We start from the raw sequence: 17,477 nt of genomic DNA, 5'->3' as shown, positions 1-17,477 counted from the left end.
AAAAGAAACTCAACGACGCCACTTGTCTTCAAGTGGCGTTTTTTTTGGATGAATTCTGTAGCGTGTAGTACTTGGTCAAACAAGTTCGCCTATTTGATTTGGCTAAGCCTATCTGATTTCGAGTGTTTCATTATATACGCGGGCTAGCCCCTAGAGATAAACAAGCCTGATTAAAGAAACAAAAAAGCCCCTGCACTTGATAAGTGCAGGGGCTTTTACGTTCTGTATCTGATTTTATGCGGTAAGCGCTAAGATGGTACCTGGCATAACAATGAATACAGCCAGTAGATACCCAACAACCACAGCCTTGTTCTTCATTGCCATATCCGAAATCAGATCTGCTCCTTTGATTGGTAGCTCTCTTAGGAATGGAATGCCGTAGATAAATGCCGTTGCCATCACGTTAAACACTAAATGAACAAGTGCAATCTGCAAAGCAAACACAGCAAACTCACCTGAAACAGCGGTTGCAGCTAGCAGTGCAGTAATACATGTGCCGATGTTTGCACCCAGAGTAAACGGGTAAACATCACGTACTTTCAATACACCTGAACCTACTAGTGGAACCATCAAGCTTGTTGTTGTGGACGAAGACTGAACCAGTACAGTAACCACGGAACCTGACGCGATACCGTGAAGAGGTCCACGACCGATCGCATTTTTAAGGATGTCACGAGCTCGACCAACCATCAGGCTCTTCATCAGCTTACCCATAACGGTGATAGCAACAAAGATAGTTGCGATACCTAATATAATTAGCGTGATACCGCCACCCACGTCACCAAACGAAGCAAGAGGCTCTTTGATAGCACTCACTACAGGTTTAGTGATTGGCTTGATAAAGTTGAAACCCTTAATACTCATATCACCAGTTGCAAGCATAGGTGAAATAAGCCAATGAGAGATTTTCTCTAGAATACCGAACATCATTTCCAATGGTAGGAAGATGATAACAGCAAGAAGGTTGAAGAAGTCATGGATAGTGGCACTTGCGAATGCACGTTTAAATTCGTCTTTGCAACGAACGTGACCCAAGCTGACCAACGTATTGGTAACTGTTGTACCAATGTTAGCACCCATGATCATAGGGATGGCTGTCGCTACGGGGAGGCCGCCAGCAACAAGTCCAACAATAATAGAAGTAACAGTACTAGACGACTGAATTAATGCAGTTGCAACAAGACCAATCATTAGACCAGCAACTGGGTGAGAAGCAAATTCGAAAAGCGTTTTAGCGTGTTCTCCTGAAGCCCACTTAAAACCACTTCCTACCATTGAAACTGCAAGTAATAGTAGGTAAAGCATGAAAGCCAAGTTAGCCCAGCGTAGCCAGCGAGCTGAACCCGAATGTGGCGCTGCTGTTGAAGTAGCTTGGTTTATCATATTTTTCTCCGTGACCGTTCTCAATTAGGTCGGTTAGTGAATCTGAAAGCGATACTAGAGATGAAATATTTCAGTTATATGACATTTAGGTTTAAGAAGGGCTTTTTTGCTATTTTTTCTGCGCAATCGATAACTTGAAATGATGGTTGATTTAACTCATTGTATTTATTGATGTAAATTGGATTGCTTACTGGTGTGTTAGTAGTGATGTTGGGCGCTTTTTATTGGATATTTGCAATTTGTCACACTTTCTTATTGTCACATTGTCATAAAAGTCTCGGGTATGTTCGGTTTTATTCGAAATATTTACACTAATATATCGAAAATTCCGAAGATATAGTGTCTCTATACGATGCGTTGTATCATATGGTTTCTTCACATTTTGAGTAAGAAAAATCGATGTCGCACTTAAATTACAATCATCTTTATTATTTTTGGATGGTATGCAAACAGGGTTCGGTGACGAAAGCTGCAGATGCACTTTTTTTAACACCGCAGACAGTTACAGGACAAATAAAAGCTCTAGAAGAAAGAATGGATGGCAAGTTAACTAAGCGAAATGGACGCAGTGTTGAGCCAACCGAGCTAGGGCAACTTGTCTTTAAGTATGCAGACCGAATGTTTGGTTTAAGTTATGAGATGTTAGACATCGTAAATTATAGCCAGAGATCCAATATCTTATTTGATGTAGGTGTTGCTGATGCACTTTCAAAGCGTTTAGTCAGTCGAATCTTGATGACAACAGTGCCTGCCGACAATAGCATCCATCTACGCTGTTTTGAGTCTACCCACGAGTTGCTACTTGAGCAGCTCTCACAACATAAGCTGGATATGATTTTATCTGATTGCGCGGTCGATTCGAGCCAAAGCCCGGGGTTGTATAGTAAAAAGCTTGGTGAATGTAGAATGAGCTTTTTTAGCTCAAAGCCACTGGAAAATGAGCTGTTTCCTTCAGTACTAGAGAATCGAAAACTGCTATTGCCAGGAAGTCGAACATCAATGGGAAGAAAGGTCATGCAATGGTTTGATCGCCAAGGGATTCAGCCCAATATTCTCGGTGAGTTTGATGACGTTGCTTTGATGAAAGCGTTCGCTCAAGATCATAAAGATGCAATTTTTCTTGCGCCAAGTTTGTACCAATCTGAAGTAGGGGATGACGTGTCTCTACACTTGGTTGGAGAGATAAATGAGCTCAAGGAAGAATATTTTGTTATATTTGCAGAAAGGATGATTCAGCATCCAACTGTTAAGAATCTTTGTGATGCTGATTTCATTCAGCTGTTCGATTAACAGAATTCATTGTATTACTTCACATTGTTGTAATAACATTTATATGAATAAGGACTTCAACTGACATAACACAAATAACAAGTTGAAGATGCAGTAACTTAGTTTTAGCCCATGGAGGCTGCTGAATGAACTTACAGGAAATGGAGCAGAAGTCTGCTCAAGCTGTCGTACTCTTGAAAGCGATGGCGAACGAAAGACGCTTGCAAATATTATGTATGCTACACAACAATGAACTTTCTGTTGGAGAACTTTGTTCTCACCTTGAATTGAGCCAATCGGCGCTTTCCCAGCATTTAGCTTGGTTGAGAAGAGATGGTTTAGTGCAAACTCGAAAAGAAGCTCAAACCGTCTATTACTCTCTTAGCAGTTCGGAAGTGCAACAAGTGATCAAATTGCTACATGCACTGTATTGTGAAGACTAATTACTAGAAGATTAGTGACTAATGGGAAAGTGGTTGAGCTGATCCTGATTGGCCAACCATGCCTAAGAGATAAAAATTAGATGCGGGAGAAACGTATTCTGAACGATACGAAGTAAAGATAAGATGCATTCTGTTTTATCTAGATATAAAAAAACCGGCAAAAGCCGGTTTTTTTGCAAATCTAAACTCGGATTAAAGAGCTTTGATTGCCGCTGCGAAACGAGACTTATGACGAGCAGCTTTATTCTTATGAATAAGACCTTTAGTCGCCATACGATCTAGGATCGGTGTAACTGCAGTGTATGCAGCTGTTGCAGCTTCTTTATCGCCAGCTTCGATAGCTGCGATAGTTTTCTTCATGTAAGTGCGCATCATAGAACGACGGCTAGCGTTGTGCTGACGACGTTTTTCAGCTTGGATAGCGCGCTTCTTAGCAGATTTACTGTTTGCCAAGGGTCTAACTCCCAAAAACTTAGTTCGGTGACAATTTAAGGGCGAGGAATATCCCTCATTTGCGCTTAATTGTCAAATGATTTGTGCAAAAACCAGCCTCATCCAAACAATCTTTGGAATAGAAGGTCATCGCGGTTAAGATGGCGTGGATTCTAACAGCATTTTTATACCATTGCTAATAATTATCTCTGCTGAGCAAATGAAAGCTCTTTAGCGGATTTTTGAGTGTATTTTTTAGGGGATGTTCGTGAGTAAAAAGCTACTCAAGTCTGGCTTGATCGTCAGTATGATGACTTTTATTTCCAGAATACTGGGACTTGTAAGAGATGTAGTCGTCGCCAATTTAATGGGTGCAGGTGCCAGTGCAGATGTTTTCTTCTTTGCCAATAAAATCCCTAACTTTTTGCGCCGCCTTTTTGCTGAGGGCGCTTTTTCCCAAGCTTTTGTACCTGTTCTAACGGAATATCATGCCAGTGGCGATCAAGACAAAACCCGAGAGTTAATCGCAAAAGCGTCGGGTACATTAGGTGTCATTGTGACGGTGGTGACATTAATTGGGGTACTTGGTTCTGGTGTTATCACAGCACTATTCGGTTTTGGGTGGTTTCTTGATTGGCTTAATGGTGGTCCTTCTTCCGAAAAGTTTGTGCTTGCCAGCTTTCTACTGAAAATTACGTTCCCTTATTTGTGGTTTATTACGTTTGTTGCGCTATCAGGCGCCATTCTAAATACGATAGGTAAGTTTGCGGTCTCCTCTTTTACACCGGTGTTTCTCAATATTATGATCATCGGGTCGGCGCTTTTAATATCACCACAATTAGAACAACCGGAAATTGGCTTAGCTATAGGCGTATTTCTAGGTGGTTTGGTTCAGTTTCTTTTCCAAATCCCTTTCTTAATAAAAGAGGGGATGTTGGTGAAACCTAAATGGGGATGGCACGATCCCGGCGTTGTAAAAATCCGAACCTTAATGATCCCTGCGTTGTTCGGGGTGTCTGTGAGTCAAATTAACCTTTTATTCGACACGTTTATTGCCAGCTTTTTGGCGACAGGTTCGATCAGCTGGCTCTATTACTCTGATCGTTTATTAGAATTTCCGTTAGGTTTGTTTGGGATTGCCATTGCCACTGTCATTCTTCCGGCGCTTTCTCAAAAACATGTAGATTCCCAAAGTGATGGCTTTGCGCACACTATGGATTGGGGAGTCCGAATGGTTTTGTTGCTTGGTGTTCCTGCCATGTTAGGGCTGATTATACTTTCCAAACCGATGCTAATGGTGCTCTTCATGCGGGGAGAGTTCACTCCTCAAGATGTTGAGTTTGCGGCCTTATCCTTAATGGCTTACGCATCGGGCTTGCTTAACTTTATGTTGATTAAAGTACTGGCGCCAGGCTATTACTCTCGACAAGATACGAAAACTCCCGTGAAGTACGGAATCATTGCCATGGCTTCTAACATGGTATTTAACGCTATTTTTGCTTGGTTTTATGGGTACGTTGGGCTGGCTATTGCAACGGCATTATCTGCCTTTGTGAATATGGCATTGTTGTACCGTGGGCTGCATAGACAAAAAGTGTATCGAATCACCAAAGAAACGCTTATTTTTGCACTGAAACTCGTCATTGCAGGAGTGGCAATGGTGGCGGCGGTTTTATGGTTAAACCCGGCAATGGATATATGGTTGTCTTGGAGCTTTGGTTCTCGTTGCTTGCAATTAGCTATTTTGATTGGTTCAGGTGCTCTGGTTTACTTGATGTCAGTCTTGGTGATGGGGATTCGAATTCGCCACCTCAAAGCCGCCTCTTAATGAGTGGATTATTTTCAGAGTGAAACTCGCATCTTATTACTGTTTGGGTATATAATCCGTCGGTTTCGTGCACAATAAAATGATTGAACAACGGCAAGTAAGCCTAAGCTAGAGATTTCATGGAGTTAATCCGAGGTATACACAATATAAAGCCCCGCCATAAAGGGTGCGTATTGACGATAGGTAATTTTGATGGTGTCCACTTAGGTCATCAGCAAGTGCTGAAACAAGTGTCACAGCAAGCTCAAAAGATGGGATTGCCCACCATGGTCATGACGTTTGAACCTCAACCCATGGAATTTTTTGCGCGGAATAAAGCTCCCGCGCGGCTGACTCGCTTGCGCGATAAAATTGTTCAATTAGAAAAGCTCGACATCCAGCGGTTACTTTGCGTTAACTTCAATGCAAATTTTTCAAGTATGAGCGCAGAAGGGTTCATCAGAGATCTATTGGTTGCCCAACTGGATGTGAAGTTTCTCGTCGTTGGCGACGACTTTTGTTTCGGTAAAGGTCGGAAAGGCAACTTTGAGATGTTGAAAAGTGCTGGCGAAGAATTCGGATTCGAGGTTGTCAGTACCCAAAGCTTTAAAATGGACCAGCTGCGTGTTAGCAGTACCGCTATCCGTGAAGCGTTAGCGACCGACAACTTTTCTCATGCAGAGAAAATGCTAGGGCGCCCGTACAGCATAAATGGTCGGGTTTCTCATGGTAGAAAGCTCGGTCGAACCATTGGTTTCCCCACCGCTAATATTCCGTTAAAACGCTGTGTATCGCCTGTTTCAGGCGTGTATGTCGTTGAGGTTAATGGAATAGACGGTTCAGTATACGGTGGGGTGGCTAATATAGGTCAACGTCCAACTGTTGATGGTATTCGTCAACAACTGGAAGTGCATTTGTTTGATTTCAATTCAAACTTGTACGGTAAACAACTTGAAGTGTCATTACTTCACAAACTAAGAGATGAGATAAAATTTGACTCTCTGGATGCGTTAACAGCGCAAATTGAATTGGATGCTGAGGCAGCAAGGGTGTGGCTGCGTCAGCTTTAAAGGTTAAACGGTTTATTCCACCGTTCAGCACAATGTCTAACTTTCGCCCAATATAACGGAATTAAGAATCAATGAGTGAGTATAAAGATACCCTGAATTTACCTGAAACAGGGTTTCCAATGCGTGGCAATCTGGCCAATCGAGAGCCAGAAATGCTTAAGCGTTGGTACAAAGAAGACCTTTACGGCGAGATCCGTAAAGCGAAGAAAGGCAAAAAGTCTTTCGTATTACATGATGGTCCTCCCTATGCCAATGGTGACATTCACATTGGTCACGCACTGAATAAGATTCTTAAAGACATTATTATTAAATCCAAAACTCTTTCCGGTTTTGATGCACCTTACATCCCAGGTTGGGACTGCCACGGTCTGCCGATCGAATTAATGGTGGAAAAGAAAGTAGGCAAGCCAGGTAAAAAAGTGACGGCAGCGGAGTTTCGTGAGAAATGCCGTCAGTACGCTGCGGGGCAAGTTGAAGGTCAGAAAGAAAGCTTTAAGCGCCTAGGTATTCTTGGTGAGTGGGACAAACCATACCGCACCATGGATTTTGCCACTGAAGCTAACATCATCCGTGCTCTAGGTAAGATTGCCGATAACGGTCACCTACTAAAAGGTTTTAAACCTGTTCACTGGTGTACAGATTGTGGTTCTGCCTTGGCTGAAGCTGAGGTGGAGTACAAAGATAAAGTTTCTCCTTCAATTGATGTTCGTTTTAAAGCGGCAGATGAAGCTGCGTTGTTGTCTAAATTCAACTTAAACGAAGGTCATGAAGGTCAAGGTGATATCTCCGTTATTATTTGGACGACGACGCCTTGGACGCTTCCTGCAAACCGCGCTGTGTGTATGCGTGATGATCTGGAATATGTACTTATCCAAGTTGAAGCGAGTGATTCGTCGGAGCCTGAACGTATTATCGTTGCTTCCGAGCTTGCCAAAGAAGTGATGGATCGTGCAGGTGTTGAACACTTCCACAACCTAGGCTTTGCTAAAGGTGCGGATCTTGAATTGTCTCAGTTCAACCACCCGTTCTATGACTTCACTGTTCCAGTCGTTCTTGGAGAGCACGTTACGACTGATTCAGGTACGGGTGTAGTTCATACCGCTCCTGGGCATGGTCAAGAGGATTTCGTGGTTGGCAAACAATACAACCTTGAAGTGGCTAACCCAGTAGGCTCAAACGGCGTTTACCTTCCTGATACAGAATTATTTGCTGGTCAGCATGTCTTTAAAGCAAACGATTCTGTTTTAGATGTCCTAAAAGAGAAAGGTGCACTTCTGCACCATCACTCCTACGAACACAGCTACCCACATTGCTGGAGACACAAAACCCCAATCATTTTCCGTGCAACACCACAGTGGTTCATTTCTATGGACCAAGCGGGTCTACGTGCAAAAGCACTGGAGTCCATTAAAGGTGTTGAATGGATGCCTGAATGGGGTCAGAGCCGTATCGAGGGTATGATCGAAGGTCGCCCAGAATGGTGTGTTTCTCGACAACGTACTTGGGGCGTGCCAATTGCATTATTTGTGCACAAAGAGACGGCTGAACTGCATCCGAACTCATTAGAACTTATTGAAAAAGTCGCGAAGCTAGTAGAAGAGAAAGGCATTCAAGCTTGGTGGGATGTCGACGCAGCAGAGCTTATGGGCGCTGAAGATGCAGACAAGTACGAAAAAGTACTGGATACCCTAGACGTATGGTTCGATTCGGGTGTCACTCACTATTCGGTGGTGGATTCTCGTGAAGAGTACAATGGCAACTCTGCTGACCTATATCTAGAAGGTTCTGACCAGCACCGCGGTTGGTTCCAGTCTTCTCTGATTTCATCCATCGCGATGAAAGACGAAGCCCCATACAAGCAAGTGCTCACGCACGGTTTCGTAGTGGATGGCAACGGTCGTAAGATGTCTAAGTCTATCGGTAACGTAGTTGCTCCTAAAGACGTTACTAACAAGCTAGGTGCGGATATTCTACGCCTATGGGTTGCTTCTACTGATTATACTGGCGAAGTTGCGGTATCTGATGAAATTCTTAAACGCTCTGCAGACGCATACCGTCGTATTCGTAATACTGCGCGTTTCTTCCTTGCTAACTTAAGCGGTTTCAATCCAGAAACGGATCTTGTACCAGCAGAAGAAATGGTGGCACTTGATCGTTGGGCTGTTGGTCGCGCTCAAGCAGCACAAGAAGAGATTGTTAAAGCGTACGGAGAGTACAATACACACGCTGTAACCCAACGCTTAATGCAGTTTTGTTCGATCGAAATGGGTTCTTTCTACCTGGATGTAATTAAAGATCGTCAGTACACAGCGAAGCAGGGCGGTCACGCTCAACGCAGCTGTCAGACGGCACTTTACTACATTGTCGAAGCACTGGTTCGTTGGATGGCACCTATCATGTCATTCACTGCAGACGAGATTTGGAACGAAATGCCGGGCGCACGTGATAAGTTTGTCTTCACGGGTGAGTGGTTTGAAGGCTTGTTCGGTCTTGTTGAAGGCGAAGAGCTAAACAACGAATTCTGGACTGACATTCAATCTGTACGTGGCGCTGTAAACAAGCTTCTTGAAGACGCTCGTAAAGAGAAAGCGATTGGTGGTTCGTTACAAGCGGAAGTGACACTTTATGCAGATGATGCTCTCGCAGCAACGATCAGCAAGCTTGAAGACGAGCTTCGTTTTGTTCTTCTAACTTCAGCGGCACAAGTTAAACCGTTGAGCGACAAGCCTGGCTCGGCTCAAGAGACAGATATAGAAGGTTTGTTCGTTGAAGTTGCGGCGACGGATGCTGAGAAATGTGAACGCTGTTGGCACCATACGCCAGACGTAGGCACTATCGAAGGTCACGAAAAAGTGTGTGGTCGTTGTGTGTCAAACGTCGATGGTGAAGGCGAAGAGCGTAAGTTCGCTTAATATTGGGATTCGATATGAGTGATAATGCGTTATCGATGAAACAATCGGGTGTTCGCTGGCTCTGGCTGGCGGTACTGATTTTCATCGCAGATATTGGTATTAAGTTCATCGTTATGGACAACATGGGGTATGGCTGGACGAATCGTATTGAGATTACGTCTTTCTTCAACCTATTATATGTTCATAACTATGGTGCAGCATTTAGCTTTTTAAGTGATCAAAGTGGATGGCAACGTTGGTTGTTCTTCAGCATCGCACTGGTTGTTTGTGGTGTATTGATCCGCTGGATGAGAGCCTTACCAGCATCAGATAAATGGCTAAATATTTCTTACGCCATGGTGATCGGCGGTGCGGCAGCCAATAACTTCTATGACCGATTGGTTCATGGTTATGTTGTTGATTACCTCGATTTCTATTGGGGAAGTTACCATTGGCCGGCATTCAATTTAGCAGATGCTGCGATTGTGCTTGGCGCTGCTCTCATTTTGCTTGATGGATTCCGTAAAAAACCGGAAGAGTCACCTCAATAATGAGTACATAATTTGAATAACCCTAAGCGCTGTCCGTTGATTCGGATGGCGCTTTTTAATATAAAGGCTAAAAATTGGAAGACATTGGCATAAGCTGAGTTGTGTTCCCGTATAAAAAGCCAAAGCCCAATAACGAAAATAAGGACATAACTCTGTGACTACGATTACTGCAAATTCTGCTGTGACATTGCACTTTACGATCAAACTCAAGGACGGTTCTGTCGCGGATAGCACGCACAGCATGGGTAAGCCTGCAAAATTCGCAATGGGTGATGGAAGTCTGAGTGAAAACTTTGAAAAATCTCTATTAGGTTTGGTTCAAGGTGAGCAAAGAAACATTGAACTCGGTGCTGAAGATGCATTTGGTCAACCGAACCCAGACAATATCCACCACATGGACAGAGCACGATTTATTGGTGAGGAAAAGGTAGAGGTAGGAACCATTATGGCCTTTTCGGGTAAAGATGGCATGGAGATTCCAGGCATCATTACAGAAATTTCTGGCGAATCTGTCACTGTGGATTTTAACCACCCACTCGCTGGGCAAGACGTGATTTTTGAAGTCGAAATCCTAGAAGTGGAATAAGTGGTAACCAATCCGTACCCCCGTAGATAGCTGCCTGCTTGAGCGGCAATAGGGATGACGGTAAACTACGCGCCATAAAAACGAAAGTACGATGAGCAATGAAATGAAAATACTGTTAGCGAACCCACGCGGTTTTTGTGCTGGGGTCGATCGCGCCATCAGCATTGTAGAAAGGGCATTGGAGATGTACCAGCCTCCTATCTATGTGCGTCACGAGGTAGTTCACAATCGCTTTGTGGTTGAAGGTTTGAAACAGCGCGGTGCCATCTTTGTTGAAGAGCTGCATGAAGTGCCAGACGACAATATTGTTATTTTTTCTGCTCATGGTGTTTCTCAGGCTGTTAGGCAAGAAGCCAAGCGCCGAAAATTAACAGTATTCGATGCTACCTGTCCGCTTGTAACAAAAGTGCATATGGAAGTTGCACGCGCAAGTCGAAGAAACATGGAAGTTGTACTGATTGGTCATGCTGGCCATCCAGAGGTCGAAGGTACTATGGGGCAGTACGACAGTGATACAGGTGGAATGTATCTTGTTGAAAGACCTGAAGACGTTGCTTCTTTGGTGGTAAACGATCCATCTAACTTTCACTATGTTAGCCAAACCACACTGTCTGTGGACGAAACAGCCGACGTTATTGAAGAGCTTCGGCGTGTGTTTCCTGAAATCCAGGGACCACGCAAAGACGACATTTGTTACGCGACTCAAAACCGCCAAGATGCCGTACGTATTTTAGCTACGCAAGTTGATGCCGTTGTTGTGGTAGGTTCAACGAATTCATCCAACTCTACGCGTTTAAAAGAGCTGGCTGAAAAGCTTGGTACACCGGGGTATCTGATTGATTGCCCAGAAGCAATTGAAGCCAAATGGTTTGATGGCGCGAGCAAGGTTGGTGTTACCGCTGGTGCCTCGGCTCCTGAAGAGCTGGTCAACCAAATATTAGATCGAATTAAAGAACTTGGTGCAGACGAGGTTGAAGAAGTCCTTGGTCGGGAAGAAAACATGTTCTTCGAAGTTCCACGAGAGCTCCAAGTGAGAGAAATTTAAAAAAATCTCGAACATATCAATAAAATAAAGCCCCGAACTGCTCGGGGCTTTACTATTTTTAAATTAGGGTGAAAGAAGTACTTTATCTAATTCATTGTGTTAGAGCGTTCAAGTAGAGAGGTAAGGCAGCGAATGGATTTCAATTCGTGGTTTTCAAGTAATGTTTCAATCAAGAGAAAACTTTTGCTGATCACAGTTTTTATTTTAGTGATTGTCTCCGTCTTTACTTGGATTTCAATATCTTCGCTTTCTGCTTACAAACAAGCCAACTCTGATTATCGTAATGAAGTTGCTGCTCGCATTGGTTTATTAAACAATCTTCGGTACCAACTAGGGTATAACGGTGCGATTCACCAGTTCAAAAACTATGTCCTCAGAGGCAAGCTCAAAGATAAAGATGGGGCGAGTGAGCACTTTAAAGAAGCCAAAATCGTTATCGCACAATACAAATCTTTAAATCTAACTATCGCAGAAAAACACGCGCTAAATGCGGTAGACCGAGTGATTACTGAATACCAAAGCAAACTTTTTCAAATGCCGGTTGAGTACCACAGGCGCTTGAGTGTTACTCAGATTGATGATCAGGTCAAAGTTAATGATGAGCCCGCAATACATGCTTTGAATAATCTTGAACACACCGCGAAAGAGCGTGAGTCCGATCAACTCCATCGCGTGAATGCACTTTTTTCGGAAATGCGTTGGAAAGTACTTACCGCCACTATTACTATTTTTTTAGCATCAATTGTGTGCCTTACTTGGCTCTACTTAACTTTAACGCGTCGGCTTAAGCAGTTTGCTCGTTACAGTGAAAAGATGCGTGACGGCGTATACAACCATGATGAAGGGCTAAATGAAACGCTGTCGTGGGAAGGGGACGAATTGAATGAGATCGCCACTAATCTTGAAAGTATCATTGAACTGTTGAAATGCGAAAAGGAGAGGGCGGAGGATTCAAGTAAAGCGAAAACTGAATTTTTAGCGGTCGTTTCTCATGAAATTAGAACACCAATGAATGGTGTACTTGGTATCGCTCAGTTATTGCAGAAAACAGATTTGAGTGACAGCCAAAGAAATCACTTGGTTAATTTGCATGAATCTGGCGAGCATATGATGACTTTACTTAACGAGATTCTTGATTATTCCAAAATTGAGCAAGGCAAGTTTGACTTAGACTGCCAGCCATTTGCCTTTACCCACTTGATGGGTTCGGTGAGCAGTATTTACCAATCTTTAGCTGAAGAAAAAGGTATCGATTTATACATTGATAACAAAGTCGATCACGAAAGATGGGTGTTTGGCGACAAGGCTCGTGTCAGACAAATCATGTTTAACTTACTCAATAACGCGATCAAATTTACAGAGAAGGGGTTCATAGAACTTCAAACTTCTGAGCAGATCAAAGGCGATCGTATTGATTTGATTATTCAACTCAAAGATACCGGAATTGGGATGAGCCCGGATACGCTGACCAAGCTCTTTAATCCATTTGAACAAGCCGACAGCTCCACAACTAGAAAGTTTGGCGGTACGGGGTTGGGGCTCTCTATCGTGTCTAGGCTGATCAATCAAATGGATGGTGAAATTAACGTGGCCAGCGAATTAGATATGGGCAGTTGTTTTACCGTGATACTACCTTTGCCCCTTGCCAAGCCTCAGCTAACTGTAGTGAAAGATTACAGACCGCTTAATTACAACGGGCTGAAAGCACTCATTGTTGAGGATAATCGCTTAAATGGTATGGTGCTTCAATCCATGCTTAAGCAATGCGGCTTTATCACCGAATGCATTGAAAATGGCTCATTAGCGCATAAGTTAGCGCAGGAAAAAGTCTTTAATCTTATTCTAATGGATAACCACATGCCGGTGATGGATGGTGTTGAAGCCACCTATATGATCCGCCAAGATTCCTTAAATAAAAATGCATTGATACTAGGTTGTACCGCGGATTTGTTTAAAGAAACTCGCGATAAAATGAAGCAAGCCGGTGTCGATGATCTTATCGCAAAACCAGTTGTTGAAAGGGAGCTACATGAAACGCTGAGCAATTACGCGAATAAGCTATTTCCTAATGGGATTTTGTACAAACCCAGCTTAGACACGGAAAAGCACATCGATACAGACTCAGTGGATGTGAATCTCATCATGCGTAAAAACGCAGTGGCTTTTGATGTGATGCCAGTATTCATTAACAGTGTTATTGAAGAAGCACTGTCCGCTGTCACGGAATTAAACATTGCCCAACAGAACCAAGAACTCGATGCAATTGTGCGCTCCGCTAACATCTTAAGTGTGCTGTTTGAAAAGGTAGCGTTACCCGGAATGGTTGTATTAGCGGATTTGGTAGCAAAGCAGGTGAAAATTGACGATCAGCAGATCCATCAGTTGTTTGAGCTCACTCATCAATGGTTGGACGAACTCTGTTTGATTGCCGAGGAATGTGGATAAGCATTCAGCAAACAAAAAGGCTCGAACGAGCCTTTTTTCATATTCTACACAGAAATATTCTACTCTTAGCGGTTATACCGTTTTTGGAGTGGAAGAAGGTGTTTCTTCGTCTGCGAGTTCAGATTCACCTTTGCCTTTCGAAGTTTTAATCACGTAAGTCGTTATAAGTAGCGCAACGATAATACCCGCCACTGTCGAAATATTAATTGGAAGACCAAAGCCAAGCTGATTGTTGCTTAAGATGAAGCTCACACACACCGTGGTCATGAAGATAGCGGGTACGGTGGTGATCCAGTGGAGTTTGTTGTGGCGAAGTAGATAAGCGGATGCCGTCCACAGCATCATAACCGCAGTGGATTGGTTTGCGAATCCGAAGTAACGCCAAATGATGCCAAAATCAACCTGAGTCAAGATGCCACCCAAGACAAACAAAGGGATAGCCATCATGAGACGATTACGCAGTGTTTTTTGTTCCATGTTGAAGTATTCAGCCAGAATCAAGCGGCTAGAACGAAACGCTGTATCACCAGAAGTGATTGGAAGAATAACAACCCCCAAGAACGCAAGAACGCCGCCGAATACACCCAGTAGCCCAAATGAAGCGCTGTATACGACATTGCCTGGTCCACCATTGGCCACGGCATCAGACAGAGACTCTACCGAGCCGAAGAACGACAGCGCTAATACACACCAAATAAGGGCGATGACACCTTCACCAATCATTGCGCCATAAAAGATAAAGCGACCATTCTTTTCATTTTCCATACAACGAGCCATAAGAGGCGACTGAGTGGCATGGAAGCCAGAAATAGCACCGCAAGCAATAGTAATAAATAACGCCGGCCATAACGGTAAGTCATTAGGGTTCATGTTAGTGAACATGTCGCTAACTTCATATCCCCCTAGAATGGTATGTTCGTCAGACACGCCAATCGCGGTAATAAGTCCAACAGACATAAAGATGAGCAGTGCGCCGAACAACGGGTAGAAACGGCCAATGATTTTGTCGACAGGAACAACGGTAGCAATGATGTAGTAAGCAAAGATAAACACCACCATGGATGTCATGGTGACGGTGAAATCTGTTTGGTCATTGATGAGGTTGGTTATCATACCAGCAGGTGCTGAAACAAAGACCACCCCGACCAATAGCAGTAGAACAATGGCAAAAATGTTCATAAAGTGTTTTGCGCCATTGCCTAAGTAGCGACCTGTAATGGTAGGTACGGATGCCCCTCCATTTCTTACGGAAAGCATACCCGAGAAATAATCATGGACAGCACCAGCGAATATACAGCCAAGTACAATCCAAAGCATGGCTGCAGGACCATACAAAGCTCCCATGATTGGACCGAAAATAGGACCGACACCAGCAATATTGAGTAACTGTACCAAATACACTTTCTTGTTCGACATTGGCACAAAATCAACACCATCTTGCTTTGTATAAGCAGGGGTTTGACGATGCTCTTTAACGCCAAATATACGCTCTACAAACTTACCATATAGAAAATATCCGCCGATAAGTGCAGCGACACACATGAGGAACCACAACATATTCACATCCCGTGTAATTATTTAAACTCTTCACCTTGGATACTAAAACAGGGAAAAATCGACTTCATTAGCTACAGAGTTGAGTGGTGATATGGCAGGTTAAGCGGTTGCTATTAGGAATAAGTGGTTTACTCACTAAAGGATGGGATCTTACGTTTGAGCATGGGCGCTTTGGGGTTTCGATGCTAATCAATACCCTTCGCAAAGTTGAGAATTAAAGAGGAATATAAAAGTCATCTTAATAAGTGTGGTTATTAAGTGTTTGATCGAATGGATATTTAATTTTCTTCCTTGTCTTATTTGTGAGAATTGTTTGATTGGTGATGATATTGCGCTTCTTGTTTTTCCTCTCTAGCTCTATTACTTATGAGCAATAAAAAGAATGAATTGAGCTAAATATAAAAGTTAATGCCCTCAAGGCAGGTTCGCCGTCATAGCAAATTCAGTTCATTCGAGTATGTCACTCTACTTTAGACAGGACGTTCAAGAGGAGTTTCGATGAAGACCATTCCCATCGGTGTACTTTATTCAAGTCAAAGCCAGTACCGAAAAGTAAGCTATCAAACTTTGATAGGTACACAGTTTGGTATTTCTCAAGTGAATGCCAATCCTCGATTCAATTTTAAGTTAGGTGCTATCCATAAAGACCCATTTGGCGATTTGCCTCGTTATGCAAAACAGACCGAGCGTCTTTTAAACCAAGGGGTCGAGCATATCTTTGGCACGACGACCCTAGATTCTAGAATGTTAGCCTTGGATGTTGTTCAGCGTCATTCGGGGTTGCTTTGGACCTCGTCTCTGTCTGGGGCTCAGCCCAAACATTCAAATTTGTTGGAATTCGGCTCCTCTCCGGAGCAGCACCTTCTTCCATTGCTTGAATATTCCTTTGCGAAATATGGTACTCATGCTGCGATTGTTAGCCCTAACGATCAGCTCGGCTGGGATTTAAGTGCGCTGACATCTTCTTTCTTCGATACAGGAGGTGGGGCACTGAGTTTTAACAACTTTTATCGAGAAGGTTGCCAAACTTTTGAATACACATTGAAATCCCTGCTGATTACCCGCCCTAAATTTGTCGTAAACCATCTGATGGGGAATGCGAGCTACGCTTTTCTAAAAGAACTTAACCAACGTTGGAAAGGTAAACCGATTCCAGTCATTTGCACGCACCTAAGCCGCAGTGAGTCAGTTGCTTTGGGGGCTCTGCCTAACTTAGTTTTGCTGTGTGGAAGTAATTTCTTTGAGCAAGTTAACCCAATGTTTTCTCAGCGTGTATACCGAGATTTTGCGAAAGTGTACGTTTCTGGTGGCTTTGTTTCAGCTTATTTATCTGTGCTGGCATTGGCGTACTCAATCAAACGAGCTGAAAGCTCAGATCCGAAAGACGTCAAGCGAGCACTCACCTCAATTGCTTTGCCTGCTCCATTTGGCGGAAAAACGCTTTTTACCAATCAATATTTAAAGCAGCCCAGTTTCGTTGCTCAGCTCAATGAGGAGGACGTCACCTTATTGGAAACGGAAAACGTGTGCTCGGAAAGAAGAACGATCAACACGTCGCAAATTGCTGCCTTAGAATAAAATCAGGCAGAGCCTGTGCTTTCATCGTAAACTGATAGTTCTAGGTAAATATCAGGTATAACAATGAAACAACGTTTAGTGGCTTTAGTAATGGGAACATTGCTTGTTGGGTGTTCATCCAGCGAGTTTTTGACCGATGACAGTGACTGGTATTCAGTTGGCTACCGAGATGGCGTAAAAGGTCAGACCCAGCGTTCTTTTCAAAATTTGGCGGAATATGGTCAAGTAAATCATGCAGATTATGATCAAGGCTATCTCGCTGGTGTCAAAGAGTATTGCAATCCTGCCTTTGCCTATCAGATTGGGTTGTCCGGCAGTTTTTATGAAGGTGTTTGTGAAGGTATGCCAGAAGCACAAAAGTTTCGGATGGAATGGCAACGAGGCTGGAATCAAGGTTCAGGGCGAAGCGAGTAACTTCGC

At 43.4% G+C, this 17,477-nt stretch carries 14 protein-coding genes; 11 read left to right on the top strand and 3 right to left on the bottom strand.

Annotated features, from left to right (window positions below):
* Positions 1 to 234: 234 nt before the first annotated feature.
* Positions 235 to 1,380 (bottom strand): Na/Pi symporter, encoded by a 1,146-nt coding sequence (locus tag CW749_RS11820; RefSeq protein WP_180958394.1) that lies wholly within the window; start codon positions 1,378 to 1,380, stop codon positions 235 to 237.
* Positions 1,381 to 1,782: 402 nt separating this feature from the next.
* On the opposite strand from CW749_RS11820, the gene nhaR reads away from it, so the two are divergent.
* Together nhaR and CW749_RS11810 are read left to right on the top strand one after the other, a co-directional pair.
* Complete coding sequence (gene nhaR, locus CW749_RS11815; protein WP_101112338.1) at positions 1,783 to 2,673, top strand: transcriptional activator NhaR; 891 nt, start codon at positions 1,783 to 1,785, stop codon at positions 2,671 to 2,673.
* 125 nt (positions 2,674 to 2,798) lie between these two features.
* A complete protein-coding gene (locus tag CW749_RS11810) occupies positions 2,799 to 3,095 on the top strand; it encodes a metalloregulator ArsR/SmtB family transcription factor (RefSeq protein WP_101112337.1) in 297 nt (98 codons plus the stop codon).
* Positions 3,096 to 3,287: 192 nt separating this feature from the next.
* Here CW749_RS11810 and rpsT read toward each other — a convergent pair whose 3' ends face one another.
* A complete protein-coding gene (rpsT, locus tag CW749_RS11805; RefSeq protein ID WP_101112336.1) occupies positions 3,288 to 3,548 on the bottom strand; it encodes a 30S ribosomal protein S20 in 261 nt (86 codons plus the stop codon).
* Between the two features lie 247 nt (positions 3,549 to 3,795).
* Here rpsT and murJ point away from each other — a divergent pair, with 247 nt between their 5' ends.
* The 7 genes from murJ to CW749_RS11770 all read left to right on the top strand — a co-directional run bounded on the left by murJ (position 3,796) and on the right by CW749_RS11770 (position 13,922).
* Positions 3,796 to 5,355 carry a murein biosynthesis integral membrane protein MurJ gene (murJ, locus tag CW749_RS11800; RefSeq protein ID WP_101112372.1) on the top strand — a complete coding sequence of 520 codons (1,560 nt, stop codon included), beginning with the start codon at positions 3,796 to 3,798 and terminating at the stop codon, positions 5,353 to 5,355.
* 119 nt (positions 5,356 to 5,474) lie between these two features.
* Positions 5,475 to 6,404: a bifunctional riboflavin kinase/FAD synthetase gene (gene ribF / locus CW749_RS11795; RefSeq protein WP_101112335.1), complete on the top strand. Its 930-nt coding sequence runs from the start codon at positions 5,475 to 5,477 to the stop codon at positions 6,402 to 6,404.
* 71 nt (positions 6,405 to 6,475) lie between these two features.
* Positions 6,476 to 9,316: an isoleucine--tRNA ligase gene (gene ileS / locus CW749_RS11790; protein ID WP_101112334.1), complete on the top strand. Its 2,841-nt coding sequence runs from the start codon at positions 6,476 to 6,478 to the stop codon at positions 9,314 to 9,316.
* A 14-nt stretch (positions 9,317 to 9,330) separates the two neighbouring features.
* Positions 9,331 to 9,846, top strand: coding sequence for a signal peptidase II (gene lspA / locus CW749_RS11785; protein WP_101112333.1), 516 nt, complete (start codon positions 9,331 to 9,333; stop codon positions 9,844 to 9,846).
* 154 nt (positions 9,847 to 10,000) lie between these two features.
* The gene (fkpB, locus tag CW749_RS11780; RefSeq protein ID WP_101112332.1) at positions 10,001 to 10,432 is read left to right on the top strand and encodes an FKBP-type peptidyl-prolyl cis-trans isomerase; all 432 of its coding nucleotides are present in this window, start codon (positions 10,001 to 10,003) and stop codon (positions 10,430 to 10,432) included.
* Between the two features lie 91 nt (positions 10,433 to 10,523).
* A complete protein-coding gene (ispH, locus tag CW749_RS11775; protein ID WP_101112331.1) occupies positions 10,524 to 11,477 on the top strand; it encodes a 4-hydroxy-3-methylbut-2-enyl diphosphate reductase in 954 nt (317 codons plus the stop codon).
* A gap of 183 nt (positions 11,478 to 11,660) precedes the next feature.
* Positions 11,661 to 13,922: an ATP-binding protein gene (locus CW749_RS11770; RefSeq protein ID WP_180958392.1), complete on the top strand. Its 2,262-nt coding sequence runs from the start codon at positions 11,661 to 11,663 to the stop codon at positions 13,920 to 13,922.
* Between the two features lie 72 nt (positions 13,923 to 13,994).
* Here CW749_RS11770 and CW749_RS11765 read toward each other — a convergent pair whose 3' ends face one another.
* Positions 13,995 to 15,479, bottom strand: coding sequence for a carbon starvation protein A (locus CW749_RS11765; RefSeq protein WP_101112329.1), 1,485 nt, complete (start codon positions 15,477 to 15,479; stop codon positions 13,995 to 13,997).
* A 498-nt stretch (positions 15,480 to 15,977) separates the two neighbouring features.
* On the opposite strand from CW749_RS11765, the gene CW749_RS11760 reads away from it, so the two are divergent.
* Complete coding sequence (locus CW749_RS11760) at positions 15,978 to 17,057, top strand: transporter substrate-binding protein (RefSeq protein ID WP_101112328.1); 1,080 nt, start codon at positions 15,978 to 15,980, stop codon at positions 17,055 to 17,057.
* A gap of 63 nt (positions 17,058 to 17,120) precedes the next feature.
* The gene (locus CW749_RS11755; RefSeq protein ID WP_101112327.1) at positions 17,121 to 17,471 is read left to right on the top strand and encodes a DUF2799 domain-containing protein; all 351 of its coding nucleotides are present in this window, start codon (positions 17,121 to 17,123) and stop codon (positions 17,469 to 17,471) included.
* Positions 17,472 to 17,477 lie beyond the last annotated feature (6 nt).

Origin of the sequence: Vibrio sp. vnigr-6D03 (assembly GCF_002835515.1) — a bacterium.
GTDB lineage: Bacteria > Pseudomonadota > Gammaproteobacteria > Enterobacterales > Vibrionaceae > Vibrio > Vibrio penaeicida.
The sequence above is the reverse complement of the archived record's forward strand: the minus strand, read 5'-3'. Positions and strand labels throughout refer to the sequence as shown.

What these genes read in the sequence shown, in the direction of transcription:
- CW749_RS11810 (WP_101112337.1), top strand. Translation starts at nt 2,799, where the DNA reads ATGAACTTACAGGAAATGGAGCAGAAGTCTGCTCAAGCTGTCGTACTC.
- ileS (WP_101112334.1), top strand. Translation starts at nt 6,476, where the DNA reads ATGAGTGAGTATAAAGATACCCTGAATTTACCTGAAACAGGGTTTCCA.
- ribF (WP_101112335.1), top strand. Translation starts at nt 5,475, where the DNA reads ATGGAGTTAATCCGAGGTATACACAATATAAAGCCCCGCCATAAAGGG.
- CW749_RS11755 (WP_101112327.1), top strand. Translation starts at nt 17,121, where the DNA reads ATGAAACAACGTTTAGTGGCTTTAGTAATGGGAACATTGCTTGTTGGG.
- CW749_RS11760 (WP_101112328.1), top strand. Translation starts at nt 15,978, where the DNA reads ATGAAGACCATTCCCATCGGTGTACTTTATTCAAGTCAAAGCCAGTAC.
- CW749_RS11765 (WP_101112329.1), bottom strand. Translation starts at nt 15,479, where the DNA reads ATGTTGTGGTTCCTCATGTGTGTCGCTGCACTTATCGGCGGATATTTT.
- lspA (WP_101112333.1), top strand. Translation starts at nt 9,331, where the DNA reads ATGAGTGATAATGCGTTATCGATGAAACAATCGGGTGTTCGCTGGCTC.
- nhaR (WP_101112338.1), top strand. Translation starts at nt 1,783, where the DNA reads ATGTCGCACTTAAATTACAATCATCTTTATTATTTTTGGATGGTATGC.
- ispH (WP_101112331.1), top strand. Translation starts at nt 10,524, where the DNA reads ATGAGCAATGAAATGAAAATACTGTTAGCGAACCCACGCGGTTTTTGT.